Raw genomic sequence first — 26,524 nt, 5'->3', positions numbered from 1 at the left:
AGGAGGGTGCCATGGCCAGCGAGGCCCAGCGCGATCTCGAGCAGCGCGTTCACGTCGATCTGCCGCGCATCACGGTTGACCAGATGACCACGGGTCAGGACACCGAGCCGCCGCCGGACCCCACTGGCGGTCGTGACGTCGAGACGGAGTTCATGATCCGCCACATCGGCTGGTGACTGACCTGCTCGAGGACTCCGCTGCGGGTGTGGCGGTCCTCCCGGCCCGCGGAACTCAGGCGTCCCGGGCGTCGATGACGTCGGTGTGCCCGAAGTCGTCACCCTTGAACAGCAGTGGTTCGTCCTCGTCCATGGCCAGTGCGTAGGAGAAGCAGTCGCCGAGGTTGAGTCCCGCCGGGTGCCCGGACCCGCGGCCGAAACGCTGGTGCGCCCGTCGCGCCGCGCGTGCGTGCTCGGCCGTGAACGGCACGACCTCGATGCCGAACGAGTCGAGAAGGTCGTCGAGCCGGCTCTGCCCGGTGGTGGACGGTCGTCTGTCGAGCACGATGGCCGCCTCCACGTAGGTCGCTGCCGACACTCGTGGCCTGCGCCCACCCCCGATCAGCTCCACGAACGCTTGTCGCTCCGGCTCTCCCTCGTGGATCGCGACGATGGCGGAGGAGTCGATGATCACCTGGGGAGGCCCGTCTCGGGGTCGTACATCTCGTCCATGATCTCGGCGACCGTCGGTCCGCCCTCGATTCTTGTGGCGTCGATTTCCTTGAGGAGGGTGTCGATGCGCCGACGCTTCGTGTCCCGCTCCGCCTCGCGGACGAGGTCGGCGAGGTAGCGCTCGAGGGCGCTCTCGATGGCACCCGTCTGGGTCTGCCCGGTGCGCTCGGCGACGTCGCGGGCCAGGGTCACAACCCGCTCGTTCTTGATGTTCAGGGCCATGGGTAGAAGTCTACCTTGGGCGTCTACCCTTCCACCATGGCATCGCGCCACGACGTGAGCGCCGCTCCACCGTTGGCGGTGCGGTCGACCGACTCCGCGGCCAGCATGGCGTGACCGATGGCGCGCGCGACGCAGTCGGCGGCCGCCGCCTGGAGGTGGACGAGATCGAGGTCGCCCGGCGCGTCCCGCTCACCTGTTGCGAGGGTGAAGATCGTGTCCCCGTCGTATGCCGTGTGCACCGGATTGAGGGCCCGAGCCAGTCCGTCGTGACTCACCTCGGCAAGCTTGCGGCACTGGGCCTTGGTGAGGGTGGCATCAGTTGCGACGACACCGATGGTCGTGGCCATGCCCGCGCGAAGCTCCGCCTCGGCTGCGGCCAGCGCCTCCCAATAGGCCTGTGCCGCAGCGGGATTCGGTGGTGGCACCGAGGCGAACTCGTCCGCGAGACCGGAGCGGACGGCATACAGGGATCCGTCAGGAGCGCACGGTGAGCCCATCGCGTTGACGACCACGAGCGCGCCCACGGTGTGCTCACCGATGCGAATGCTCGCGGTGCCGACACCACCCTTGAGGCCGCCGGCGCGGGCACCGGTGCCGCCGCCGACATTGCCCTGGGGGACGGGGCCATCCGTGGCCGACCCGTACGCCCTGTGCCCGTCGTCGGCGGTCGGCGCGTGGGCGAACGAGCCTCCTCGGCCGAGGTCGAGAACGACGGCGGCCGGGACGATCGGGACGACCTCGGCAGGCGACTCGGGGTTGGTCGGCCAACCCAGCCCGGCGGCATACGAGGCCTGCATGACCCCGTCCGCGGTGGCCAGCCCGAACGCACTCCCACCGGAGAGGACGACGGCATCGACGCAGTCGACGAGCCGCGTGGGGTCGAGGAGGTCGGTCTCACGCGTGCCCGGAGCGCCACCACGGACGTCGACTCCGCCGACCGTTCCAGAGGGTGGCACGACGACAGTGACCCCGGTGAGCCAGCCCGGCTCGTCGCGGGTCACGTGACCGACACGAATGCCGGCGACGTCGGTGAGGGCGTTGAGCGGTCCCGGCTGTGGCGCGTTCATGCCCCCAGCATGCCGAAAGCCCCGCTGGCTGCGACGTGGGTCGCGAACCAGCGGGGCTTTCGGGTCGATCAGTGCAGGATGACGGGGGTCGAGACTGCGTCCTCGTCGTCGAGCAGGTGGCTCTCCTCGTGCTTGCGCGGGAGGAAGGCCGCCGAGATCAGCGTGAACGCGACCATGATCGCGGCCACGAGGAACGTGTTGCCGAAGACCTTGCCCATGGCGTCGTGAATGGCATTCCCGAGCGCGGCCTGACCGGCGGCCTGGTCCTGGAACTTGCCGAGGATCTCGGCGACGGCCGGGAACTTCTGCAGGATCCCTGCAGCGCCCGCCGGGTCCGCCTTGACGGCTTCACCGTACGCAGCGGCCTGCGACACGAGCACGTCGTTCTTGAGGCCGTTGGTGAGGACCACCGAGATGATCGCGACACCGATGGAGCTGGCGATCTGCTGCGTGATGTTGAGCAGCGTCGAGCCGCGAGCCACCTGGTGGGCCGTGAGCGTCTTGAGCGCCGAGGTCATGAGCGGCATCATCGTCGCGCCCATGCCGAGACCCATGATGAACAGGACCGGGATGAGGTAGCCCCAGTAGGACGTGTCGCCGTCGACCTGGGTCAGGGCGAACATGCCACCCGTGATGGTGAGCAGGCCGAAGGGCACGATGCGGCCGACCGGGAACTTGTCGGCGAGCGCGCCGGCGATGGGCATCGTCAGCATGGCGCCGATGCCCTGCGGGGCGACGAGGAGACCGGCGTCGAGGGCCGACTCGCCACGAACCTGCTGGAGGTAGGTCGGGACGAGCAGCAGGCCTCCGAAGAAGGCTCCCGCGAAGATGAACATCGTGATAGTCGAGACCGTGAGGTTCTTGTTCTTGAACAGGCGCAGGTCGAGCAGCGGGTGCTCGGGCTTGAAGCTGTAGATCACGAACGCGACGATCAGGGCGAGGCCGACACCGGCGAAGCCGAGGACCTTGGCCGAGAGGAACGTGCCCTCCTCCGGGATGGACGAGATGCCGTAGAGGAAGGCCGCGAGACCCGGGCTCATCATGGCCATGCCGACGAAGTCGAAGGACTCGGACGGCTCGGGGTTGTCCTTGGCCAGCGCCCACCAGGCGTAGGCGAGGGCGATGAGGCCGAGCGGCAGGTTGATGAGGAAGATCCAGTGCCACGACACGGTGTCGATGAGCCAGCCGCCAAGGATGGGGCCGGCGATCGGGCCGAGGAGCATCGGGACGCCGAGGATCGCCATGAGGCGACCCATGCGGGCCGGACCGGCAGCCTTCGTCATGATGACCATGCCGAGCGGCATGAGCAGACCGCCACCGAGGCCCTGGATCACGCGGAAGAGGATGAGCATGTTGATGCTCGTGGCCATGGCGCACAGCACCGAGCCGAGCGTGAAGAGACCGAGGGCCAGCATGTAGAGGCGCTTGGTGCCGAAGCGGTCGGCCGCCCATCCCGTGAGCGGGATGACCGTCGCTAGCGCGAGGGTGTAGGCCGTGACCGTCCACGCAACGGTGGAGTAGGGTAGCGGGTTGTCGGCACCCGTGAACGTCACCTGGAGGTCAGGGAGCGCAACGTTGACGACGGTGATGTCGAGGATCGACATGATGGCGCCGAGGACGACGACGCCAGCGATCTTGAGAACCGCCCCGTCGATCTTCTCGGGGTACTCAATCTGAGCAGGGCTGGACAAACGAAGCTCCTCAGAGCCGAAGGATTGGTGGGAGGTCGGCGACGCTGCCGGCATGCGGGATCGCCCGCAGCAGACATTGTGCTCCTCGCCCAACCTTCGACGCCAATCTGTTATTCCCGCGCGCGCAGATAGGCTGCACCGCGTGAACGAGATCGAGATCGGACGTGGCAAGCGGGCCCGACGCGCCTACTCCTTCGACGACGTGGCGGTGGTGCCGTCCCGGCGCACGCGCGACCCCGAAGAGGTGAACGTCGGCTGGCAGATCGACGCCTACCACTTCGACCTCCCGGTCATCGCCGCCCCGATGGACTCGGTGATGTCGCCCGAGACCGCAGTGGCCTTCGGCAAGCACGGCGGCCTTCCCGTCCTCGACCTCGAGGGCCTGTGGACCCGCTACGAGGACCCGGCCCCGCTCCTCGCCGAGATCGCCACACTCGAGCCGGCCCTCGCGACGGCGCGGATGCAGGAGATCTACCAGGCCGACATCGTCCCCGAGCTCATCGTCGAGCGCCTGCGCGAGATCCGCGAGGCCGGTGTGACCGTGGCCGGTGCCCTCACCCCGCAGCGCACCCAGCAGCTGTGGAAGACCGTCGTCGATGCCGGCGTCGACCTCTTCGTCATCCGCGGCACGACCGTCTCCGCCGAGCACGTCTCGAGCCGCGCCGAACCGCTCAACCTCAAGCGCTTCATCTACGAGCTTGACGTCCCCGTCATCGTCGGCGGCGCGGCCTCCTACTCGGCGGCACTGCACCTCATGCGCACGGGCGCTGCTGGTGTCCTCGTCGGCTTCGGTGGCGGAGCCGCACACACGACCCGCCGCACCCTCGGCATCCATGCGCCCATGGCCTCCGCCATCGCCGACGTCGCGGCCGCGCGTCGTGACTACCTCGACGAGAGCGGCGGCCGCTACGTCCACGTCATTGCCGATGGTGGTGTCGGCACGAGCGGCGACATCGTCAAGGCGATCGCCTGCGGCTCTGACGCCGTCATGCTGGGCGCCGCGCTGGCCCGGGCCACGGAGGCTCCCGGGCGCGGCTTCCACTGGGGCGCCGAGGCGCACCACCCGGAGTTGCCGCGCGGTGAGCGCGTCGAGGTCGGTGCGGTCGCGTCGATGGAGGAGGTCCTCTTCGGACCGAGCCGCGTCGCCGACGGCACGACGAACCTCGTCGGAGCCCTGCGTCGCGCGATGGCGACGACCGGCTACACCGAGCTCAAGGACTTCCAGCGCGTCGAGGTTGTCGTCGCGCCCTACGACGCCGACTGACCACGACACGCGCCTCCGACGGCGGGCCAGCGGGGGGTGCCGCTCAGTGGGTCGCACGTCTCATGGGCAGGGTCTGTTGTCGGTGTGAACTTCTGGTTACTCTGCGGTAATGGCCGACGTCATCGCAGACCCGGAGCTCGACCCCACCGCCACGTATGCCGTGGACCCGACTCGCGCTCGCACGCTCGCCGCGCGCGTCGTGGCCAGTCCCGGGGGTGAGCAGCACGTCAGCCACACGCCGATGACGGGCGCCCCACTCGCGTCCCTACCGGTGTCGACTCCGCAGGACGTCACCGTCGCCATCGCCACGGCGCGCGCCGCGCAGCGGGCGTGGGCGCGACTGAGCGTCGAGCAGCGCGGGAAGGTGCTGCTGCGCTTCCACGACCTCGTGCTCGAGCGGCAGGTCGAGCTGCTCGACCTCATCCAGCTCGAGGCCGGCAAGGCGCGCAGCCATGCGTTCGAAGAGGTCGCCGACTGCGCGATCGTCGCGCGGCACTATGCCCGCAAGGCGCCGGCATACCTCAAGGACCTCAAGGTGCCCGGCGGCATCCCGGTGCTGTCGCAGACCGTCGTGGGCCATCGCCCGAAGGGCGTCGTCGGCATCGTCTCACCGTGGAACTACCCGCTCAGCCTGGCGATCACCGACGCCCTGCCCGCGCTCATGGCCGGCAACGCGGTCGTGCTGCGTCCCGACCAGCAGTCCTCGCTCACGGCGCTCGCCGGCCACGAGCTCCTCCTCGAGGCAGGGCTCCCCGAGGGCGTGTTCCAGGTCGTGCTCGGCCCGGGCAGCAGCACGGGGCAGGCGATCGTCGACCAGGCGGACTACGTCTGTTACACCGGCTCGACCCCGACCGGCCGGGTCGTCGGCCAGGCCGCGGCCAAGCGGCTCGTCGGCTTCAGCCTCGAGCTTGGTGGCAAGAACGCGATGTACGTCGCCGCCGACGCCGACGTGCCGCGAGCCGTCAAGGGCGCCATCCGCGCCTGCTTCGCCTCCGCCGGACAGCTGTGCATCAGCGCCGAGCGGCTCCTCGTGCACCGCGACGTCTACGGCGAGTTCGTCACCCAGTTCGTCGAGGCGGTCGAAGCGATGAAGCTGGGCACCGACCTCGCCTACGGCTACGACATGGGCTCCCTCGTCGGGCAGAGCCAGCTCGACACCGTGACCCGTCACGTCGAGGACGCCCGCTCGAAGGGCGCCATCGTGCTCACGGGTGGCCGTGCTCGCCCGGACATCGGCCCGTTCGTCCACGAGCCCACCGTCCTCAGTGGGGTCACCGAGACCATGGCCTGCCGCAATGACGAGACGTTCGGCCCGGTCGTGTCGATCTACGAGGTGGGGTCCGACGACGAGGCCGTCGCCTTCGCGAACGACACCGAGTACGGCCTCAACGCCTCCGTGTGGACCCGTGACGTCGGCCGCGGCCGCGAGATCGCGTCGCGGATCCAGACCGGAACCGTCAACATCAACGACGGGTATGCCGCGGCGTGGGGCAGCGTCGGCGCACCCATGGGCGGCATGAAGGCGTCGGGCATCGGCCGTCGGCACGGTCGCGAGGGCATCCTCAAGTACACCGAGAGCCAGAACGTCACGGCCCAGCACCTCGTCGGCTTCGGCGGGCTGCCCGGGGTGCCCGAGGACAAGTACGCCCAGGGCATGTCCGTGGCGCTGCGTGCGATGAAGGCGCTGGGTTTCAAGTGACCGTCTCTGACACCACCACCACCAACACCGGCTCCGCCACCCAGACCGACGTCGATGTCGTCGTCATCGGCACTGGCTTTGGTGGCTCCGTCGCCGCCCTCCGCCTCGCGGAGAAGGGCTACTCGGTGCACATGCTCGAGGCGGGTCGCCGCTTCGAGGACGAGGACTTCGCCAAGACCTCGTGGGACCTGCGCAACTACCTCTGGGCGCCGCAGCTCGGGCTCTACGGCATCCAGCGCGTCCACCGCCTGCCCGACGTCATGATTCTCGCCGGTGCGGGCGTCGGCGGTGGGTCCCTCAACTACGCCAACACGCTGTACATCCCGCCGGAGCCGTTCTTCCGCGACCAGCAGTGGGGCCACATCACCGACTGGTCGAGCGAGCTGGCGCCGCACTACGAGACGGCGTCCGCGATGCTCGGTGTCGTCGAGAACCCGTGCGAGGGGCCCGTCGAGGAGATCTGGCGCGAGGTCGCCGACGACATGGGCGTGCCGGAGACGTTCCGCAAGACGCCCGTCGGGATCTTCTTCGGCGAGCCGGGTGTCGAGGTCGACGACCCGTACTTCGGTGGTGCCGGGCCGAAGCGGCGCGGCTGCATCCAGTGCGGCAACTGCATGGTCGGCTGCCGCCACGGCGCCAAGAACACGCTCCGCAAGAACTACCTCCACCTCGCCGAGCGCCTTGGTGTCGTCATCGAGCCCATGCGCACGGTGACCCGGCTGGGAGTCGTGCCGGGCACGGAAGCCAGCGGGCCGGCATACGACGGAGAGATTTATCGCGTTCTCCACGAGCGCACCGGTCCCGTCCCGGGCAAGGACCCGCGGGTCATCACGGCTCGCCACGTCGTCGTCGCCGCCGGCACGTGGGGCACGCAGACGCTGCTCCACGCGATGCGCGACGAGGGTGAGCTGCCGCGGCTGTCCGACCGGTTGGGCTACCTCACGCGGACCAACAGTGAGGCGCTGCTCGGTGCGATGACGCAGCACGTCAGCCCCGAGGCCGGCCTCGCCGACGGGATCGCGATCACGGCGTCGTTCCACCCGGACGCGGACACGCACGTCGAGAACGTCCGCTACGGGCGCGGCTCCAACGCGATGGGCCTGCTGTCGACGCTGATGGTTCCCGGCGACACGGGTCGGCCGCGCCCGCTGGAGTTCCTCGTCCAGCTCGTGCGCGACCCGCAGGCGCTCATCAAGCTCTTCCCGTGGCCGCTGCGCTGGAGTGAGCGCACGATCATCGGGCTCGTCATGCAGAGCCGCGACAACTCGCTGCACGTCTCCGGGCGCAAGGGCCTCTTCGGGCGGCGCCGCCTCACATCCCGCCAGGGGCACGGCGAACCGAACCCGACCTTCATCAAGTCGGGGCACGAGTCGATGACGGCGGTGGCCGAACGGCTCGGCGCCCTCACCGGCGACTACGCGGTGGCCGGTGGGTCGTGGCCGGAGGTCTTCGACATCCCGCTCACTGCGCACTTCCTCGGTGGGGTGCCGATCTCGGACTCACCGGAGACGGGCGTCATCGATGCCTATCACCGTGTGTGGGGACATCCGGGCATCTCCGTCACCGACGGTTCTGCGGTCTCGGCCAACCTCGGGGTCAACCCGTCGCTCACGATCACGGCGCAGGCGGAGCGGGCGATGTCGTTCTGGCCCAACCGTGGTGAGGCTGACGCGCGACCGGTGCAGGGTGAGGGATACCAGCGCGTCGAGCCCGCTGAAGCCCGGAACCCGGCAGTGCCCGAGGTGCGCGCGCTCAACGGCTCGGGGGTCGACCTCGGCATGCCGCTCGTGCGAACGGTCTAACCCTCAGCCGCGCTCAGTCTTCATCCCGCCACGCCCGCCACAGGGCCGCATACGCCCCGTCACGTGCCATCAACTCATCGTGGGTCCCGAGTTCGGTGATCGTCCCGTCCTCGACGACACAGACCCGATCGGCGTCGTATGCCGTGTGGAGACGGTGCGCGATTGCCACCACCGTGCGTCCCTGCGTGACGGCCGCCAGCGACCGCTCGAGGTGTCGTGCCGCGCGCGGGTCGAGCAGCGACGTCGCCTCGTCGAGGACGAGGGTGTGTGGGTCGGCGAGGACGAGCCGAGCCAGCGCGAGCTGCTGCGCCTGCGCCTCGGTCAGCGTGTGCCCACCCGATCCCACGGTCGTCTCGAGTCCCTCCGGCAACGCACGCACCCAGGCGTCGGCATCGACAGCCGAGAGGACGGCATACAGGTCCTCATCGGAGGCGCCGGGACGCGGAAGGCGGAGGTTCTCCGCGACGGTCCCGACGAAGACGTGGTGCTCCTGGGTGACGAGCGCGACCTCGCCACGCAACTCGGTGAGGGTGAGGTCGACGAGCGGCACGCCGCCGACGGTCACGCGACCGGTGCGCGGTGCGTCGATGCCCGCGAGGAGGCGCCCGAGGGTCGACTTGCCGGCGCCGGACGGACCGACGATGGCGAGGCGTTCGCCGGGCTGCAGCGTGAGCGAGACGCCGTGGAGGACGTCGCGGCCGGAGCGGTAGGAGTAGCGGACGTCGTCGACCTCGATCGTCTCGCCACGGGGCTTCTCGCCGGTGGCGACGCGGTCGGGCGGGACCTCGCCGACGCCGAGCACGCGGGACAGCGATGTCGCGGCGAACTGGATCTCGTCGAGCCAGCTGATGAGGTCGCCGAGTGGGTCGAGCATCTGCTGGATGTAGAGCGTCACGGCCGTCGCGGCACCGATGGAGATGTGGCCGTTCCAGGCGAGCCACCCGCCCCACAGGACCGAGACGGCGATCGGCAGGAAGAAGCCGATCTCGAGCCACGGGAACCACCGCAGTCGCAGCCGCACGCCGAGTCGCTCGGCGCGTCCTGCCTCGTCGAGGGCCTCGTCGAAACGCTCGCCCCGGCTCGTGGCCAGGCTGAGGTTGTCCATGGTCCGCAGGCCCTCGATCGTCTCTGCGCCAACGGAATTGAGCCGGGCGTACGCCGCGTGCTCCCAGAGGTAGACCTTGCCGGCGCGCTTGAGGTACCAGGCGCTCGAGGGGATGTGGACGATCAGCGGAGTGAGGAGGGCGAGCGCGGCCAAGGGAGACGTGACGATGGCCGCCACGACGGTCGCGGTGACCGTCATGACGGAGACGACGATGGCCGGGATGCCGAAGCGGATGACGTGCGTCATTGCCTCGATGTCGTTGGTCGTGCGAGCGACGAGGTCGCCGGTGCCGGCCCGTTCGAGCGTCGACAGCGGGAGGCGCACGGCGTCGCGGACGAAGTCCTCACGCAGCCGCGCGAAGACGTGCTCGGACAGGATGAACGCCGCCCGCCGTGCGAACCACGTCAGCACGGTCTGGGCGACGATCGCGCCGACGAGGACGGCGATGAGGAGGTCGATCCGGCTCAGGCTCGCGCCGCCATGGGTCACTTCCTGGACGATCTGGCCGATGACCCACGGGCCGACGAGCCCCACGAGCGCGGCGAGTCCGTGCAGGCCGAGCACCCACAGGAGAGGGCGTCGGTGGTCGCGCAGGAGGACCCGCGTGTGGGCGATGACCGTCTGCCGCGTGGCGATCGGCAGCGACCGCTTCGCGTGGTCGACTTCGCCGATCTGGCTGAGGATCGGGGTCATGTCAGTCCTCCTCTCCGCGCAGGACGATGCGTCGGTATGCCGGGTTGTTGCGCACGAGGTCTCGGTGCGTTCCGTGGGTGGTCACCTTGCCGTCCTCGACGACGAGGATGCGATCCGCGCGGTCGAGGACGAGGGGACTCGCGGTGACGATGACGGTCGTGGAACCGTTGCGGTGCTTGGGAATTCGCTCGGCGATGCGAGCCTCGGTGTGCGCGTCGACGGCGCTCGTGGGCTCGACGAGGACGAGGACGGCGGGGTCGCGCAGCAGGGCACGGGTCAGGGCGAGACGTTGGCGCTGACCTCCCGAGAGGGACCGTCCGCGCTCCTCGATCTCACCGTCGAGCCCTCCGTCGATGGAGTCGATGACGTCGGCTGCATCGGCCGTGTGGAGGGCTGCGAGGAGGGCTTCGTCGTCACCCGTGGGAACGCCGAGCTCGCGACGCAGCGGTCCGCTGAACAGGTGCGGATCCGCCTCGGAGACAACGATGTTGGCGCGCACGACGTCGATCGGGAGGTCATCGAGCGAGGCGTCGCCCCACGTCACTCCGTGGCGCCCAGGGACGGTCCGGCCGAGGCGAGCCGCGATCTCCGCGGTCTCCTCGGGGCGCGCCGAGACGAGCGCCGTGAGCTCGCCGGGTTGGATCTGGACACCCGAGACCGGGTCGGTGAGCACCCCACTGCCCCTGTCTCGCGACTGATTGCCCGGTTGGGACAACTCGCTGGCGCTCGCCGTCCCAACCGGGCAATCAGTCGCGGTTTTCGGGTGGTCGGGCTGGGCCTCGAGGATCGAGGCGACGCGCTTGGCCATGACACGTGAGGTGATGAGCTTGTTGACGAACTCGGTCGCCGTCCGCAGCGGCATCGTGAGGAATGCCGTGTAGCCGTAGAACGCCACGAGCTGCCCGGGTGAGATGTCACCCGCCACGGCGAGGTGTGCGCCCAGCCCGGTCACGACCACGACGAACACACCGGGCAACAACACCTGGGCCGCATCGAGCACGGCCTGAACGCCGGCCAGACGCACACCGGCGGAGCGGACGCGACCGGACTGACCGGCATACCGGGTCAGGAAGTTCTCCTCACCGCCGACGCCCCGCAGGACGCGCAGACCGGTGACGGTGTCGGCGCCGAGCGCCGTGAGGCGACCGGCCTCCTCGCGCTGAGCCGCCTGCCGCTTCTGGAGCGGGCGCATGACGAGCGAGAGTGACGCCAGGAGCAGAGGCCCTCCGATGAGCATGACGAGACCGAGCGTCAGCGACCCGCTCAGCAGGATGATCGACACGACGGTGAAGCTCGCGATGGCTCCGGCGAACCGCGCGGACACGTCGAACACCATGCCCATCCGCCAGAAGTCGTTGGCATAGGCCGTGAGCACCTCTCCCGCCGGCTTCTCCCGGGTGAGCGCAGGACCGGTCCGTCGGATGGCGCGATCGGTGACGATGGCCGAGCGGAACGACGCGAACAGCCAGTTGCTCACCGCGAACCAGTGCCGCAGGTTGGTCGTCGCCGCGCTGACGAGACCCATCGCGAGGATGACGCCGGCCCAGAACAGCAGCGCCCGACCGTCGCGCGCGACGATCCCGTCGTCGATCGCCTTGCCGATGGACGCCGGCACGAGCGCAATCGAGAGCATCCACGGGATGCCGAACGCGGCGCCCGCCACGATGGTGCGCCACTGTCGCCGAACGAGCCAGAGGAGGAGTCGGTCGGCGTCTGTCGGGGGAGTGGCATCGGCCTCGAGGGCGTAGGGCCAGGAGAGTGTCGGCATCGCCCTCCAACCGTAGAAGCCGGCACCGACGCCGAGCCACCGAGTTTCGACGTGGCGGTCCGCCGTGAGACGGGAAACTGAACTCAGCCGAGGATGCCGCGCTCGTAACCCGCTGCGACGGCTGCTGCCCGGTCTGACGCCCTCAGCTTCTCGAAGACGTGCGTGAGGTGGGTCTTGACGGTGGCCTCGCTGACGAAGAGTTCCTTGGCGATGCTGCGGTTCGGCAGGCCCCGGGCCACGAGGACGAGCACTTCGCGTTCGCGCGCACTGAGCGATGCGCTACGCGCCGGCGCCCGGACGTGCGATGCGAGCCGGGTGGCCACCGATGGCGAGAGCACGGTCTCCCCGGCCGCCGTGGCGCGGACGGCAGAGACGAGGGTCTCCGGCGGCGAGTCCTTGAGCAGGTAGCCCACCGCACCCGCCTCGATCGCCGCGACCGTGTCCGAGTCCGTGTCAAAGGTCGTGAGGACGAGCGCCGCTGCCCGCAGCCCACGACGGCCCATCTCGCGCACGGCGTCGACACCGCTGCCACCCGGCATCCGCAGATCCATGACGACGACGTCCGGGTCGAGCACCGCTGCGAGGTCGACGGCCTCGGGGCCGCTCCCGGCCTGTCCGACCACCTCGAGGTCGGGTGCCGACGACAGCATGGCCGCGACGCCGTCCCGAACGACGGGGTGGTCGTCCACGACGACGATGCGGATGGGTCGGCCGGTCACGCGACGGCCTCACGAGGGAGCGCGGGCAGGCGCAGGGAGAGCGCAGTGCCACCGCGCGGTCGGGATTCGATCTCCAGCTGACCCATCAGTCGTTCGGCACGCTGGCGCATGCCACGCAGGCCGAATGACGTGGCGCCGGTGGCGGCGGCCGGGTCGAACCCGGACCCGTCGTCGCGCACGTCGAGGATGAGCTCGCCGTCGTCATAGCTCAGGGTCACTCCGACGCGCGCCGCGGTGGCATGCTTCGCGACGTTGGCCAACGCCTCCTGGGCTATGCGGAGGACGGTGGCCTCCACCTCCGGGTGCAGGTCGCGCGGTTCGCCCGTGATGACGAGCGAGGCGGTGGCTCCCTGCTCCTCGTCCCACTGCGCCACCAAAGCCTCGAGTGCGGCGGCGAGTCCTGCATGGTCGAGCGCCGCCGGCGCGAGGTCGAGCACCGACCGCCGCGCGTCGGCGAGTGCGTCACGCACGAGGTCCGTCGCGCGCACGACCCGCTGGACGCGACGGTCCGGGTCCGCGTCCGATCCGGCTGCCTGAAGCTGGGTCAGGGCCGCAGCCAGCGTCTGGGCGATCGTGTCGTGGATCTCGCGGGCCAGCCGCTCACGCTCGTCGTGCACGCCGGCGAGTCGAGCCTGGCCGACGAGGCGCTCGTGGAGTTCGGCGTTCTCGGCGAGGGCCCGTTCGAGCTCGGCGTTGACACGTTCGAGTTCGACGATGGTGGCGGCCTGCTCCTCGCTGCGTCCCTTGGCCTCACCCTCGAGACGGTCGAAGAGCAGGAAGATTCCGGAGTGGACGACCACGAGCGCCACGACGATGACGGCCTGCCACACCGTCGAGATGGGGAAGCCACCCGATTGCGAACCCGCCACCGTGAACGCGATGCCGAGCACGACGACTCGGCGGGCCCACCCGGTGAAGGCTTCCGAGACATCGAGGAAACCCACCCACGCGAAGAGGGCGAAGAAGGGGTTGATCCAGGTCAGGGCGAAGGCGAGCAGCGTCCGACCCACGATGTGGACGGCCATTCTGGGGCGATCACTGCGCCAGTCGGGGCGACGCAGGGTCCACCACCACGACCAGATCGCCGCCGTCGCGACAAGCACGCCCTGTGTGGTGAGCCAACCGGGGGAGTCCTTGCCGAACACCGCCGCAGTCCCGAGGGCCGTGACCGACCCGACGGCCAACATGATGAATGGCACCCAGGGCACCCATCGCCCGAGGCCCGTGGTGTCGGCGAGGGGCAGAGGTCGGAGGCCGTGCCGGATGCCGTTCTCGCTCACGGGATCCAGCCTCTCACTCCCCGGGAAGTCCCTCACTCCCAACGGAAGAACCGCGCCGACAACAGAGACAGGACGAGAGCCCAGGCTCCGACGACGAGCAGGTGGCGTGGATCGGGGAAGTCGCCGACCATCGCCGCGTTCATCGCCTGGGTCGCGGCCCCCAACGGCGTGAGTTCGACGGTGTCGCGCAGGGTGCCGCTCATGCCGTCGACGGGGTAGTAGACCCCTGCCGTGAACATCGAGGCAAAGAAGGCGATCGTCCCCAACGTCGTCCCGACCCGGGCATTCGGCGCGAGGGCCGTCACGACCGACCCGAGCGAGAAGGACGCGACCAGCACGAGGACGTACGCCACGGCATACCCGATCCACGACTGCGGAAGTGACGTGTCGAGCACGAGCTGCCCCACGATGAGGACGAGCAGGGTCGAGGCGAGCACCGCGGCGGCGTGCAGCAGCACTTGGGCGCCGATGAGGCTCTCCGGCTTCACTGGAGTCGTCCGCAGGCGCCGCAGGATCCCGGCATCGCGGTAGGCCCAGACCACCGCGGGCATCGCCATCAGGCCGGCCATGATCATCGACACGAGGATGACGACAGGTCCGTAGAGGTCGATGACGCGTCGCCCGCCGAGCGCCGGGTCAGCATCGCGGAAACCCGGAATGAGGCCGAGCACGAGGAGCAGCGTCACGGGGAAGAGGACGATCCAGAACAGCGAGGCGAGTTCGCGCGTGAACAGTCGCGCTTCGGCGCGGATGACGGCGCTCGTTGCGCTGGCGCGCTGTGCGCCGTCGGAGGTGTGGGCGGCCGTGCTTGTCATGTCGTCTCCAGAACGTGGTCGGCAGTGAGATCGAGGTATGCCGTGTCGAGACTTCCCTCCACCACGCGCAGCTTCGAGGGCGAAACCCCCTGTGCGGCAAGGGAACTCAACACTTCGAGCGCCGAGTCCTCGGCGCCCTCAACGGTGATGACCCCGCTGTCGGTTCGCACCGAGGCCACGCCGTCGATCTTTCGGAGGGCTTCGAGGTCGACCGTCGTGCTGGCACGGAACGACGTCACCGTCGCACTGGCCGCACGGCTGACGAGGCCGTCCGGGGTGTCGAGCGCGCGGACTCTTCCGCCGCTGATGATCGCGACGCGGTCGCAGAGCGCCTGGGCTTCCTCCATGGAGTGGGTCACGAGCAGGACGGTGACCCCCGTGTCCCTGACGTCCCGCACGAGGCCCCACACCTCGCGCCGAGCGCGTGGATCGAGGCCGGTCGTCAGTTCGTCGAGGATGACGACCTTGGGACGTCCGACGAGGGCGAGGGCGATCGACAACCGTTGTTGTTGGCCGCCGCTCAGCGTTCGGAACTGCTGTTGCAACAGGTCGGCGAGTCCGAGGCGAGACGCCAGTTCACCGCTCGGGATCGGATCCGCATAGAACGCGGACCACAGTTCCAGTGCCTCGGCGACGGTGATCTTCGGCTGGAGTTTGCTCTCCTGCAGTTGCACGCCCACGAGCCGCGTCAGCTCAGCCCGATCGCGGACGGGGTCGAGGCCATGGACCCGGATGGTCCCGGCGTCCGGCGTGCGGAGCCCGGCGATCGACTCCACCGTCGTGGTCTTGCCGGCACCATTCGGCCCCAGGATTCCGAAGATCTCACCCGCCCGCACGTCGAAGCCGACATCCGCGACGGCCACCGTCGTGCCGTATGCCTTGCGCAACCCGGTCACGCTCACCACTGCTTCGGTCATGGCTCCAGCGTCATGGCCCGCCGGCGTGCGCACATCGGGGCTTCGTCGGCGACGGGATCATCCGATCGGAGGATGCCCAGACTCCACGGTTACGCTCTGCCCGTGCTCCGTACCGCCCGCAAGCCGCGCAACCTCGCGCTCCTGGCGGTCGCGGTCCTCATCGTCATCGCGTTCGTCCAGCTCGGACGGTGGCAGCTCGGAGTCGCCGAGGACAAGGCGCTCCAGGAGTCGCTCGAGAAGGCCCGCACGCAGCAGCCGGTCGCGATCGAGACCGTCCTCACGCCGCACACCGACTTCCCCAACCCCAAGAGCACGCTGCCGGTGTCGGCGACAGGGGAGTTCGGTTCGGACCAGGTCGTCGTCGCGGGCCGCCGCCTCGACGGACGCACCGGCTTCTGGCTCGTCGCCCCGTTCACTGTCGAGGCGACGGGCGCGACCCTGCCGGTGCTCCGCGGCTGGCTACCGTCCCCGGACGACCTGCCGCCCGTCCCGAGCGGGACCGTCACCGTCACGGGTGGGCTGGCTCCGCCCGAATCCCCGTATGCCGGCGAGTCGCCTCCCGAGGGTCAGCTCGGCTCGATCGACACCTCGGTCCTCGTCGCGCGCTGGCCCGGGGAGCTCTACAACGCGTTCGTGTTCCAGCAGACCGAGGAACCGGCACCGGCCGCTGCGGCGTTGGGCTCTCTCGAAAGGGTTCCCACACCGTCGGGTGACACGGGGTTCAAGTGGCGCAACGCGGCATACGCCCTGCAATGGTGGGTTTTTGCGCTCTTCGCCCTCTACATGTGGTGGCGGATCGTGCGCGAGGAGGACGAGAGGGAGAATGGCGACCATGACGCAGACGAGTGAGAAGCAGGGCGTGATCCGGGACGAGACGGCGGCACGCAAGGCGCTGACGTTCTTCAAGGTGATGGCGTTCATCGTCGGCATCGGCCTGCTCGTGCTCGTCGTCGAGATGGTGCTCGAGTACGGCACGTCGATGAAGGGCGAACAGAACCCGCTGCACTGGTGGCCGCAGCCGCACGGCTTCATCTACATGGTCTACCTCGTCGCCACGGCGAACCTCGGCTTCAAGGTCGGCTGGTCCCTGCCCAAGATGGTCGGCGTCATGCTCGCCGGCTGCGTCCCGTTCCTCTCGTTCTGGGTCGAGCGCAAGGTCGCCGCCGAGGTCGAGGGCCGCCTGACCCGTTCTTGACCTCTTTGCCCGACGTTGACCCGGGCCTGACGCGACCCTGACCTCGGTCTGACCCGGGGCGTGGCCGCTGGTGAATAGACAGGACGAGTGCCGATCCGGCACCCCTTCGGTGCCGATCCGGCACCCGTTGTCCCCACCAGGAACGAGGAACCATCATGGCCACCCTTCGTCGCACCATCGCCACCGGAGCCGCCGCGCTCGCGGGAGCCGCCGCCCTGAGCGGCGCACCCGTCGCACCCGTCGCCGGGCCGGTCGCGCCCTCAGCCCCTGCGCTCGCTGCACCCACAGCGCAAGCCGGCCACGCGGCCTACACGGAGGGTTCTCTCGACCCGCGGATCCAGGCGGCGCTCGAGCAGCGGCTCGCCGAGGCGAAGAGGGAGGCCGCTCGCGAGGCGGCCACGGGCGCGAAGAAGCCGGTCGCGGCTGCGACGGTCATCTACTACGACGACTCGCAGGCGCCCAGCTTCGACAGCCTCATCGACCAGAGCGCCGCCATCTGGAACGCACGGGTCGCCAACGTCAAGCTCGTCGAGAAGGACGGCGCGGGCGGTGCCCTCAAGTACTACGAGGGCAACGACACCCGCGGCTCCTACTACTACGGCCGCGGCCAGGGCGACGGCTACATCTTCATGGACTACGCGCAGGCCGACGTCTACGCGCCGCTGCGGATCGTCGCCCACGAGACCGGCCATGCGCTCGGCCTGCCCGACCGCTACACGCAGCCGTGCAGCAAGCTCATGTCCGGCGGTGGCCCCGGCCCGTCGTGCACCAACCCCTACCCGGACTCGGTCGAGGCCTCCGAGGTCGACACCCTCTGGCGCTGAGAGAGGTGGGACGGGGCGCCGATAGGCTGTGCGGGTGAGCGAGACCCCCCACTCCGAAGTCCTGTCGGACCGCCCAGTCCTCGTCGTCGACTTCGGCGCCCAGTACGCCCAGCTCATCGCCCGCCGCGTGCGTGAGGCCAACGTCTTCAGCGAGGTCGTGCCGTCGACGATGGCAGCCGACGAGATGCTCGCCAAGGAGCCGGCGGCCATCATCCTGTCCGGTGGCCCGAGCTCGGTCTACGAGGACGGCGCCCCGAAGCTCGACCCGGCGCTGCTCGAGGCCGGGGTGCCGGTCTTCGGCATGTGCTACGGCTTCCAGGCGATGGTCCAGGCCCTTGGCGGCACGGTGGAGCGCACCGGTCTGAGCGAGTACGGCTCGACCCCGGCGCAGGTCTCCGACACCGAGTCCACCCTCTTCAACGGGCAGCCCGCCGAGCAGTCGGTGTGGATGAGCCACGGCGACTCGGCCACCTCCGCGCCCGAGGGCATGCGCGTCACGGCGGCGACGTCGGGTGCGCCCGTGGCAGCGATCGAGGACGACGAGCGTCGTCTCTACGGCGTGCAGTGGCACCCCGAGGTCATGCACTCGACGTTCGGTCAGCGGGTGCTCGAGAACTTCCTCCTGCGCGGAGCCGGGCTGTCGGGGGAGTGGACCGCGGCCAACGTCGTCGAGTCCCTCGTCGCTGACGTCAAGGAGACCATCGGCGACAAGCGTGTCCTCTGCGCCCTCTCCGGTGGCGTCGACTCGTCCGTCGCGGCCGCACTCGTGCAGCGTGCCGTCGGCGACCAGCTCACCTGCGTGTTCGTCGACCACGGTTTGCTGCGCTCGGGCGAGGCCGAGCAGGTCGAGAAGGAGTTCGTCGAGGCGACCGGCGTCGACCTCGTCGTCGTCGACGCGCGTGAACAGTTTCTTTCCGCGCTCGCCGGGGTGAGCGACCCCGAGGAGAAGCGCAAGATCATCGGACGCGAGTTCATCCGTGTCTTCGAGCAGGCCGCCCGCGACATCGTCGGCTCGGGCGAGCGCGAGGGGCACCCGGTCGAGTTCCTCGTCCAGGGCACGCTCTATCCCGATGTCGTCGAGTCCGGTGGTGGCACGGGCACGGCGAACATCAAGTCGCACCACAACGTCGGTGGCCTGCCCGACGACCTCCAGTTCAAGCTCGTCGAGCCGCTACGTCTCCTCTTCAAGGACGAGGTGCGCCAAGTCGGGCTCGAGCTCGGGGTGCCCGAGGTCATCGTCTGGCGCCAGCCGTTCCCAGGACCCGGCCTCGGTATCCGCATCGTCGGTGAGGTCACTGCCGATCGCCTCGACATCCTGCGTGCGGCCGACGAGATCGCCCGCCATGAGCTGTCGGCGGCCGGACTCGACCGCGACATCTGGCAGTGCCCGGTCGTGCTGTTGGCGGACGTTCGCTCGGTCGGTGTCCAGGGAGACGGTCGGACCTACGGCCACCCCGTCGTGCTGCGTCCGGTCTCGTCCGAGGACGCGATGACGGCCGACTGGACGCGCGTGCCCTATGAGGTGCTTGCCAAGATCTCGACCCGCATCACCAACGAGGTGCGCGAGGTCAACCGAGTGGTGCTCGACGTGACGAGCAAGCCGCCGGGGACGATCGAATGGGAGTGAGCCACACGGCATACCCTTGGACGTCCCCTGACAGCGAGAACTGAGGTCACCAACGCATGTGCGGCATCGCCGGCTATTACGGCCTGAACGCCAACGAGGCGCTTCTGGGCACGATGAACGACTGCATGGAGCACCGCGGTCCCGACGGTGAGGGCGTTTTTGTCGATGGACCGTGCGGGCTCGCGCACCGCCGCCTCTCGATCATCGACGTCGCTCACGGTCAGCAGCCGATGGCGACGGCCGACGGGCGCTACACGATCGCCTACAACGGTGAGGTCTACAACTACCTCGACCTGCGCGGCGAGCTCGAGGCACTCGGTCGCACGTTCGAGACCGACAGCGACACGGAGGTCGTCCTTCAGGCGTTCGCGCAGTGGGGCGGCGAGGCGTTCGACCGGTTCAACGGCATGTTCGGCCTGGCGATCTGGGACCGCGACGAGCAGCGGCTCACCCTTGCTCGAGACCACTTCGGGATCAAACCCGTCTATGTATGCCGGGTGGCCGGCTCCGAGGGTGGGTCCCCGTCCGAGGGACTCCTGTTCGCCTCCGAGATCCGCCCGATCCTGCGCAGCGGCCTCTACGAGAAGAATCCGAACGAGCGCTCGATCTACCGCTACCTCAAGTTCCGCGCCCACGAGGACGGGACGGAGACGTTCTTCGACGGCATCGAGCGCCTCCAGCCGGGCGAGATGCTCGAGGCGGACGCGAACGGCATACGCCGCTCGATGTTCACGCGCCTGCGCGAGGAACTGCTGGAACTGGCCACCGAGCAGCGTCCCTACGACGACGCGGCCGCGGCCGAATACAAGGCGCGCCTCATCGAGTCCATCCGCCTCCGTCTGCAGTCCGAGGTGCCGGTCGGCACGTCCCTGTCGGGGGGTCTCGACTCGAGCGCCGTGGCCGTCGTCATCAACCAGCTCATCAACGACGGTGACAAGACGACCGAGTCGGTCGGCGTGCAGCAGAACACCTTCAGCGCCGTCTTCCCGAACTCGATCAACGACGAGGAGCGCTACGTCGACGCCGTCCTCGACATCTGCACGGGCCACGTCGACGGGCACAAGATCCTGCCGAAGCCCGAGGACTTCAAGGCCGACCTGCGTGACTTCGTCCGCACGCAGGAGGAGCCGCTCATCTCCAGTGGTCCCTACGCGCAGTACCAGGTGATGCGCGAGGCGACGAAGCACGTCACCGTCCTCCTCGACGGCCAGGGCGCCGACGAGATGATGGCCGGCTACATCCCGTACTACGCCGTCTACCTGCGGCAGCTGCGCGCCCAGGGCGCCAAGGCTGCTGCGGCCGAGCTGAGCAAGTCGCTCGACGTCCTGTTCCGTCTCGGCCGCTTCCGGGTCAAGGCCAAGCTCAAGGGCCGCAAGGACGTGCCCGTGACGTCGCTGCTCAACCCGAGCTTCACGTCGCAGTGGACCGACGAGCGCTTCCCCGTAGAGCAGAGCAACCTCAAGAAGCGGCTCGTCCAGGACCTCTTCCACAACTCGCTGCCGAGCCTGCTCCGCTACGAGGACAAGAACACGATGCGCTTCTCACTCGAGGGACGCGTGCCGTTCCTCGACAAGGAGGTCGTGAAGTTCATCTTCAGCCTCACCGACGAGGCGATCATCAAGGACGGCTGGAACAAGCGCATCCTGCGTGACGCGACCCGCGGCCTGCTGCCGGAGTCGATCAACCGTCGCCGCAACAAGATCGGTTTCACGACGCCGCAGTCCGAGTGGTTCATGCGGCTCAAGAACCACTTCTACTCGATCTTCCTGTCGGAGTCGTTCGCGAACCGGCCCTATTTCAACCAGACCGAGGTGCTGCACGCTTTCGAGGGCTGGATCAAGGGCTCGAACAACGCCGACACGATGATGTTCTGGCGCTTCATCAACCTCGAGCTGTGGCTTCAGGAGTACTTCGACGAGGAGCCGCAGGTCGACAAGGCCACCGCGCAGGCCGCGCCGAAGTCCGACGTCGAGCCGAACGCCGGGAAGGCGCTGGACCTCACGACGGACCGTGGCGAGACCGTCCGTCGCTATCCGCTGCGCACCGAGCTCTTCGCCAAGGACGACGACCTCGACGCCAAGGTCCTCGCCCGCATCGACGAGTTCTTCGAGACCCTGCCGACGGCGGGCGCGGAGCACGACGCCGCGACGAAGGGCCGCTGGTACCTCTTCATCTCCGAGAAGATCATCGCGATCACGCAGGGCCGCTCGTTCTTCGTCTGGGACATCAAGGTCGGCAAGCCGGCTCGGGTCCTGTCCCGCTACGTCACCCGCACGCCGGCCGGCATCGGTCTCGGCTCGCCGTTCACCATGCAGCTCGCGATCGAGGAGGCCGGCCTGCCGCGCGTCCTCTACGCCGCCGCCGGTGGCGCGGTCGGCAAGGCGATCGGGCGCAAGGGCCTGTTCTACGAACTCGTCGGCAACCAGATCGCGGCCATCGACGGCCCGACCGAGTACTCCGCCTACCCGAGCAACGTGTCCGCCAAGCTCGCACCCAAGGACCCCGACGACGTGGCCGCACGCCTGTCGGCCGGGATCCGCAGTCGGGTGCCTGCGGCATACAGGGACGCGTTCGCCGGGACGATCGTCATGGACGCCAACGACATCGGCCGCAACGTCCTCGGCAGCGACGTGCCGGACGACAAGGCGCGGTTCGAGGAGATGTTCGCCGACAACCCCCTGGGTCAGGGCAGTGAGCAGACCCCGATGGCGCTCGTCTTCATCCAGGACTGATCGCGCGGCCCCTTGTCTTCGGGCTTCAGTGGGCGGTGGCCTCGGCGGCCTCGATCTCCTCGGGTGCCGCCTTGGGGCTCATCGACCACGTGAGCCAGCCCAGCGCACCGAGCGGCACCTCCATGAGGTGCGTGAAGATCGAGAAGAGGATCGCACCGGTCAGGGCGGCCGTGCCGTCGGCGCCCCATTCGACCAGCGCGAACACCATCGCGGACTCGGTGATGCCCAGGCCGCCCGGGGTGACACCGACGGCCGTGAGCAACCGACCGATGGCGAACGCGGCGAACAGGATGCCCAGTGGCAGCTCGTCGACTCCGACGGCCCGCATGATGAGCACGAAGAGCAGGTAGTAGAAGCCGAAGAAGCCGACCATGCCCAGCGTCATCTGGAGCCATCCGTTGCGGACGACGTCGTTGATGCGGCCCCGCATGTCATGGACGAGATCGGCGATGCTCATGGTGCGCTTCCGGCGGCGGAAGAGCGGCGCGAGCACCCGGTCCAGTCCGCGCCCGATGGTCTGAGCAGCCTTCTCGCTGGCGAGGATTGCGACGAACACCCCGAGGATCGTCAGCCCGGTCAGCGCTCCACCCCAGGCGAGTCGCGTCAACGCCGCCGGTAGGCCGTCGTTGCCCCACCACAGCATGATGATGGCGATGATCGGGAGCGCGATCCGGGCGAGGGTGTTCCACACGCCGGTGACGATGGCCGAGGTGGAGACGTCACGGTTCTTGAATCCCCACGACCGCAGGATCGTGTAGGTCGCCGCGAGTCCCACCGCGCCGCCACCGGGGAGCAGGTTGCTCACCGACGAGCCGCAGATGTTCACGACGAACGCGCGCCAGTGCGACAGCCCGGGCAGTGATCCCGTGAACGTGAACGTGTAGGACCACAGCCCCACGAGCACGAGCCCGAGGAAGCCGAGGGAGTGCCACGGCGACACGGCCTTGAGGTTCTCGAAGACGGCCGCCCACGTCGTGTGGGCGAGCCTCGGGAATCCCCAGCTGATGATCCCGATCGCCAGGGCGATCCCGAGAACTGCCCGGATGACCTGCTTGGTCCGCTTGCTCACGGCAACCCCTCAAAGACGTCGGTGCGTATGCCGGGTGCGCGCTTCACGTTGTCGGCCCCCGTCGCGTGCGGTGTGCCTGTGTCGTCCGCCGCCGCGTCGGGGTCGCGGAACCATTCGCGGCCGAACACGAGGTCATAGAGAGGACGCGGGATCCGTAGGAACGCCGCGAGCGTGCGGTCGCCGCTCTGGGAGCCGTCGTTCGAGGCCTGCGAGGCGTGGGCTCGCATGGAGGCGCGTTTGGCGGCGATGTGCTGGCGGACGTTGATGCGGTGGGTGATGTCGGCGCGGGCGGTGAAGGCTCGCTCGAAGCTCGTGGGGTCGAACTCGTCGGGGAAGCGATAGACCTTGCCCACGAGCCGGATCGCGCGGGCGATGGTGTCGCGGGGGACCGTGGCCTCGAGGACGCGGGGGAGCGCCGTGCCCGAGGTCTCGCGGGCGATCTCGGCAGCGCGGGCGCCGACTTCGTGGACGCGGACGTGGTCGCGGTGCCCGTAGCCGCCGGCAGCGTCATAGGTGAGCAACACGTCGGCGCGCTCGGTGCGGAGGATGGCGGCGAGCCGTTCGGCGGCCTCTTCGATCGGCGCACGGCAGAAGCGGACCTGTCCGGGTGGGTCGGCCGGGATCGGCCCGTCGTGCCCCGAGTCGGCGTAGCCCAGCCACTCGACCCGGGCGACGCCCAGTGCCTCGGCGGACTTCCGGGCCTCGTCGAGCCGCACGTCGGCGAGCGAGCTGGGTGGCACCTCGGAGTCGGCGTCGGGCCGGGGCTCGGTGGACGCGTTCAAGTCATTGGTAGGCGACCTGAAGTCGTCCGAGGCGAGGCCGAGGGCTCCGTCGGTGGCGATGACGAGCACGACGCGATGTCCTTCGGCAGCGGCCTTGGCCATGGTGCCGGAGGTGAGGAGGGCCTCGTCGTCAGGGTGTGCGTGGAAGGCCACGAGCGTGCGCGTCATCGGCTCCATCCTGACGCATGGCAAGGTTGACGTTCGTGAAGGTCGCCCTGTTGTCGGACTGCTATCTGCCGCGCCTCGGTGGGATCGAGGTCCAGGTCCACGATCTCGCGCACCGGCTCACGGCCGAGGGGCACGAGGTCGAGGTCGTCACGGCCACGCCCAGCGACACCCGCGAGGCGACGACGCACCGGGAGACCGACCCGCACCTCGGCACCGTCGTGACCGTCCACCGTCTGCCGCTGCGCATCCCCGGTGCACCACCGATCAACCCTTTTGCCAAGGACGAGGTGCGAGAACTGCTTGTCCGTGGCGGCTTCGACGTCGCCCATGGACACATGGGCGTCGTCAGCCCGTTCGCCACGGACATGATCGGTGTCGCGCTCGACGTGGGCCTGCCGACCGCGGCGACGTGGCACTGCGTCATCGACCGGAGCGCGCCGCTCTTCCGAGCTCTCGGGCACGCCCGCCGATGGGGCGAGGCCGGCGCCGCCCTGTCCGCTGTGTCGTCGATGGCCGCAGAGCGTGTGGCGGGGATCGCTGGCGGCGTGCCGGTCGAGGTCCTCGGCAACGGCATCGACGTCGCCCAGTGGCGTGCGCCGGGCGACGTCGATGCCGCGCCCAGCAGTGCCGCCGCCGGCCACTCCACCGGCGACTCTGCCGGTGACTCCGTGGTGCGGGTCGTCAGCGCCATGCGCTTCGTGCGGCGCAAGCGTCCGGGGGCGCTCGTCGACGTTCTCCGGGCGGCACGCACCCACCTGGACCGCATCGCTCCTCACGTGCGACTCGAATCCCACCTTGTCGGCGACGGTCCCCAACGCCGCCTGATGACAACGCAATTGGAGCGCCACGGCATCGACTGGATCCACCTGCCGGGGCGGGTGACTCGGGACGAGTTGCGGGCTCTGCACTGGCGCAGCGACATCTATCTCACGACGGCTCGCCTCGAGGCCTTCGGCATCGCACCGCTCGAAGCGCGCACCGCGGGACTCGCCGTGGCGGCCCTGAGGGGCACCGGCGTGGAGGACTTCGTCGCGGACGGGCGCAACGGCATACTCCGCTCGTCCGACGAGGACCTCGCAACGGGACTCGCGGAGCTCGCGGCGGACGCCGACCGACTCGCGCAGATCCGGACCCACAACCTCACGACCCCACCCGCACAGTCGTGGGAGCGGATCACCGAGGTGACGTTGGGCGAATACGAGCGCGCGCGGGGACGAGTCCGATGATCGGCATCGTTGCGCTGCAGGGGAATCGGGAGGTCGCGCGCTTCGAGCTGGCGCACGGAGCCGACCCCGCAACGGAACTCGCGACCCGCGGATGGTCGGGCGAACCCGTGTCTGCCGTGCGCGACTCACCCGAGGACCTCACGATCACGTATGCCGTTCGCGCCTCCCACGCGACCGTCGCACCCTCCGCCGTGGTCCCGCACGACGAGGACGTGACGGACGAGGATCTCGCGAAAGTCGTTCCCTACCAACGGATTGCGGCGTATGCCGTCGTGCGGAGCTCGCGAGGAATCCTCGTCACCGAGCTGTCGGCCAGGACCAACGCCGCGGGCCTGTGGAACCTCCCCGGTGGCGGTCTCGATCCCGGCGAGCAACCCTCCGACGCCGTCGTCCGCGAGGTCCATGAGGAGACCGGACAGCACGTCACCGACGTCACGTTGCTCACGGTCATGACCCGGCACTGGGTGGGTCGCGCGCCGAGCGGACGCGTCGAGGACTTCCATGCGGTGCGGCTGTTCCACACCGCCACGTGTCCCGAACCCACGGACCCGGTCGTCCTCGACGTCGGTGGTTCGACGTCGGCTGCCCGGTGGGTGCACGAGACCGAGCTCGCGAGCGTGACGCTCGCGAGCTCGGTCCCGGATGCACTCGCCGCTGCCGGCGTGCCTGTGCGGTGAGCTCTCAGCCCCTGAAGCGCTGACCGCGCAGACCCGCCAGTCCGAGGACGACGAGCAGGACTCCGGCACCGACGACGGTGACGGGTCCGACGACACCCCAATGGATGTCGAGATCGGTGGCCTGCGTGAGGAGCACCGCGATGGCGGTGAGCAGGCCGAGGAGTCCCATGACGGAGGTCATCGGAGCCGGGCCGGACTTGAATTCCTGGACGGCCGGCTGCGTCGCTTGCGCCGCGTACTGGGACGCGACAGGCGGCGCGTATGCCGGTGCGGGAGAGGGGTCCGCGGGTCCGGGGCGCGTGTCCGGCGCCGGCTCCGATGCCGGCAGCGTCGCCGCCGGTTCGGGGGAGTCGGAGGAGGACGTGCGCCCCTCGTGCGACTCGTCGAGCATCGTCTCGAGGACCTCGGTTTCGTGGGTCTCGATGGCCCGCGTGGGGTCGCTCGAGGTGCTCGTCTCGGGCGTGGTGGGCTCGGGGGTGGTGGGCTCTGGCGTGTTCGGGTCGTGCTGGCTCAT

The 26,524-nt window shown here is 69.3% G+C and carries 24 protein-coding genes; 11 read left to right on the top strand and 13 right to left on the bottom strand.

Annotated features, from left to right (window positions below):
- Positions 1–11 precede the first annotated feature (11 nt).
- Complete coding sequence (locus N803_RS18325; RefSeq protein WP_156969729.1) at positions 12–176, top strand: hypothetical protein; 165 nt, start codon at positions 12–14, stop codon at positions 174–176.
- A gap of 55 nt (positions 177–231) precedes the next feature.
- On the opposite strand, the gene N803_RS09635 is transcribed toward N803_RS18325, so the two are convergent.
- The 4 genes from N803_RS09635 to N803_RS09620 form a co-directional block, all read right to left on the bottom strand.
- Complete coding sequence (locus N803_RS09635; protein ID WP_035904647.1) at positions 232–630, bottom strand: type II toxin-antitoxin system VapC family toxin; 399 nt, start codon at positions 628–630, stop codon at positions 232–234.
- Positions 627–890 (bottom strand): type II toxin-antitoxin system VapB family antitoxin, encoded by a 264-nt coding sequence (locus N803_RS09630; RefSeq protein ID WP_035904645.1) that lies wholly within the window; start codon positions 888–890, stop codon positions 627–629. Before N803_RS09630 ends, N803_RS09635 begins: the two co-directional genes overlap by 4 nt.
- 23 nt (positions 891–913) lie before the next feature.
- Positions 914–1,957: a P1 family peptidase gene (locus tag N803_RS09625; RefSeq protein ID WP_035904644.1), complete on the bottom strand. Its 1,044-nt coding sequence runs from the start codon at positions 1,955–1,957 to the stop codon at positions 914–916.
- Between the two features lie 68 nt (positions 1,958–2,025).
- Entirely contained in the window at positions 2,026–3,648 is a 1,623-nt protein-coding gene (locus N803_RS09620; RefSeq protein ID WP_035905012.1) for a DHA2 family efflux MFS transporter permease subunit, read from the bottom strand.
- Between the two features lie 142 nt (positions 3,649–3,790).
- On the opposite strand from N803_RS09620, the gene N803_RS09615 reads away from it, so the two are divergent.
- The 3 genes from N803_RS09615 to N803_RS09605 all read left to right on the top strand — a co-directional run bounded on the left by N803_RS09615 (position 3,791) and on the right by N803_RS09605 (position 8,413).
- Positions 3,791–4,912 carry a GuaB3 family IMP dehydrogenase-related protein gene (locus N803_RS09615; protein WP_035904642.1) on the top strand — a complete coding sequence of 374 codons (1,122 nt, stop codon included), beginning with the start codon at positions 3,791–3,793 and terminating at the stop codon, positions 4,910–4,912.
- A gap of 109 nt (positions 4,913–5,021) precedes the next feature.
- Positions 5,022–6,611, top strand: coding sequence for a succinic semialdehyde dehydrogenase (locus N803_RS09610; protein WP_035904640.1), 1,590 nt, complete (start codon positions 5,022–5,024; stop codon positions 6,609–6,611).
- Positions 6,608–8,413 carry a GMC oxidoreductase gene (locus N803_RS09605; RefSeq protein ID WP_035904637.1) on the top strand — a complete coding sequence of 602 codons (1,806 nt, stop codon included), beginning with the start codon at positions 6,608–6,610 and terminating at the stop codon, positions 8,411–8,413. Before N803_RS09610 ends, N803_RS09605 begins: the two co-directional genes overlap by 4 nt.
- 13 nt (positions 8,414–8,426) lie before the next feature.
- Here the strand turns inward: N803_RS09605 and N803_RS09600 are convergent, their stop codons facing one another.
- From N803_RS09600 to N803_RS09575, 6 genes are all read right to left on the bottom strand, one after another.
- Entirely contained in the window at positions 8,427–10,211 is a 1,785-nt protein-coding gene (locus tag N803_RS09600; RefSeq protein WP_052112118.1) for an ABC transporter ATP-binding protein, read from the bottom strand.
- A 1-nt stretch (position 10,212) separates the two neighbouring features.
- A complete protein-coding gene (locus tag N803_RS09595; protein ID WP_035904635.1) occupies positions 10,213–11,979 on the bottom strand; it encodes an ABC transporter ATP-binding protein in 1,767 nt (588 codons plus the stop codon).
- An 83-nt stretch (positions 11,980–12,062) separates the two neighbouring features.
- A complete protein-coding gene (locus N803_RS09590) occupies positions 12,063–12,698 on the bottom strand; it encodes a response regulator (RefSeq protein WP_035904633.1) in 636 nt (211 codons plus the stop codon).
- Complete coding sequence (locus tag N803_RS09585) at positions 12,695–13,978, bottom strand: sensor histidine kinase (RefSeq protein WP_052112117.1); 1,284 nt, start codon at positions 13,976–13,978, stop codon at positions 12,695–12,697. Before N803_RS09585 ends, N803_RS09590 begins: the two co-directional genes overlap by 4 nt.
- A gap of 32 nt (positions 13,979–14,010) precedes the next feature.
- Positions 14,011–14,793: an ABC transporter permease gene (locus tag N803_RS09580; RefSeq protein WP_035904631.1), complete on the bottom strand. Its 783-nt coding sequence runs from the start codon at positions 14,791–14,793 to the stop codon at positions 14,011–14,013.
- Positions 14,790–15,710, bottom strand: coding sequence for an ABC transporter ATP-binding protein (locus N803_RS09575; RefSeq protein ID WP_035904629.1), 921 nt, complete (start codon positions 15,708–15,710; stop codon positions 14,790–14,792). The genes N803_RS09580 and N803_RS09575 overlap by 4 nt, the downstream gene beginning before the upstream one ends.
- Before the next feature lie 102 nt (positions 15,711–15,812).
- Between N803_RS09575 and N803_RS09570 the strand changes: the two genes are divergently transcribed.
- The 5 genes from N803_RS09570 (at position 15,813) to asnB (ending at position 22,088) form a co-directional block, all read left to right on the top strand.
- On the top strand, positions 15,813–16,559 hold the full coding sequence (locus N803_RS09570; protein ID WP_084764343.1) for an SURF1 family protein: 747 nt from the start codon (positions 15,813–15,815) through the stop codon (positions 16,557–16,559).
- Entirely contained in the window at positions 16,543–16,905 is a 363-nt protein-coding gene (locus tag N803_RS09565) for a DUF3817 domain-containing protein (protein WP_052112169.1), read from the top strand. The genes N803_RS09570 and N803_RS09565 overlap by 17 nt, the downstream gene beginning before the upstream one ends.
- A gap of 155 nt (positions 16,906–17,060) precedes the next feature.
- Positions 17,061–17,729: a snapalysin family zinc-dependent metalloprotease gene (locus N803_RS09560; protein WP_035904625.1), complete on the top strand. Its 669-nt coding sequence runs from the start codon at positions 17,061–17,063 to the stop codon at positions 17,727–17,729.
- 28 nt (positions 17,730–17,757) lie between these two features.
- The gene (gene guaA / locus N803_RS09555) at positions 17,758–19,356 is read left to right on the top strand and encodes a glutamine-hydrolyzing GMP synthase (protein ID WP_425402407.1); all 1,599 of its coding nucleotides are present in this window, start codon (positions 17,758–17,760) and stop codon (positions 19,354–19,356) included.
- Positions 19,357–19,412: 56 nt separating this feature from the next.
- On the top strand, positions 19,413–22,088 hold the full coding sequence (gene asnB, locus N803_RS09550) for an asparagine synthase (glutamine-hydrolyzing) (RefSeq protein ID WP_035904624.1): 2,676 nt from the start codon (positions 19,413–19,415) through the stop codon (positions 22,086–22,088).
- Between the two features lie 25 nt (positions 22,089–22,113).
- Here asnB and N803_RS09545 read toward each other — a convergent pair whose 3' ends face one another.
- Complete coding sequence (locus tag N803_RS09545) at positions 22,114–23,157, bottom strand: lysylphosphatidylglycerol synthase transmembrane domain-containing protein (protein WP_035904622.1); 1,044 nt, start codon at positions 23,155–23,157, stop codon at positions 22,114–22,116.
- Positions 23,154–24,116, bottom strand: a complete 963-nt coding sequence (locus N803_RS09540) for a PIG-L deacetylase family protein (protein ID WP_035904620.1) — start codon at positions 24,114–24,116, stop codon at positions 23,154–23,156. The genes N803_RS09545 and N803_RS09540 overlap by 4 nt, the downstream gene beginning before the upstream one ends.
- A 26-nt stretch (positions 24,117–24,142) precedes the next feature.
- Here N803_RS09540 and N803_RS09535 point away from each other — a divergent pair, with 26 nt between their 5' ends.
- Together N803_RS09535 and N803_RS09530 are read left to right on the top strand one after the other, a co-directional pair.
- On the top strand, positions 24,143–25,333 hold the full coding sequence (locus N803_RS09535; RefSeq protein WP_245617148.1) for a glycosyltransferase: 1,191 nt from the start codon (positions 24,143–24,145) through the stop codon (positions 25,331–25,333).
- Entirely contained in the window at positions 25,330–26,010 is a 681-nt protein-coding gene (locus N803_RS09530; RefSeq protein ID WP_035904616.1) for an NUDIX hydrolase, read from the top strand. The genes N803_RS09535 and N803_RS09530 overlap by 4 nt, the downstream gene beginning before the upstream one ends.
- Before the next feature lie 4 nt (positions 26,011–26,014).
- On the opposite strand, the gene N803_RS17480 is transcribed toward N803_RS09530, so the two are convergent.
- Positions 26,015–26,524, bottom strand: coding sequence for a hypothetical protein (locus N803_RS17480; protein WP_052112116.1), 510 nt, complete (start codon positions 26,522–26,524; stop codon positions 26,015–26,017).

The organism is Knoellia subterranea KCTC 19937, assembly GCF_000768685.1.
Classification (GTDB): domain Bacteria; phylum Actinomycetota; class Actinomycetes; order Actinomycetales; family Dermatophilaceae; genus Knoellia; species Knoellia subterranea.
The sequence above is the reverse complement of the archived record's forward strand: the minus strand, read 5'-3'. Positions and strand labels throughout refer to the sequence as shown.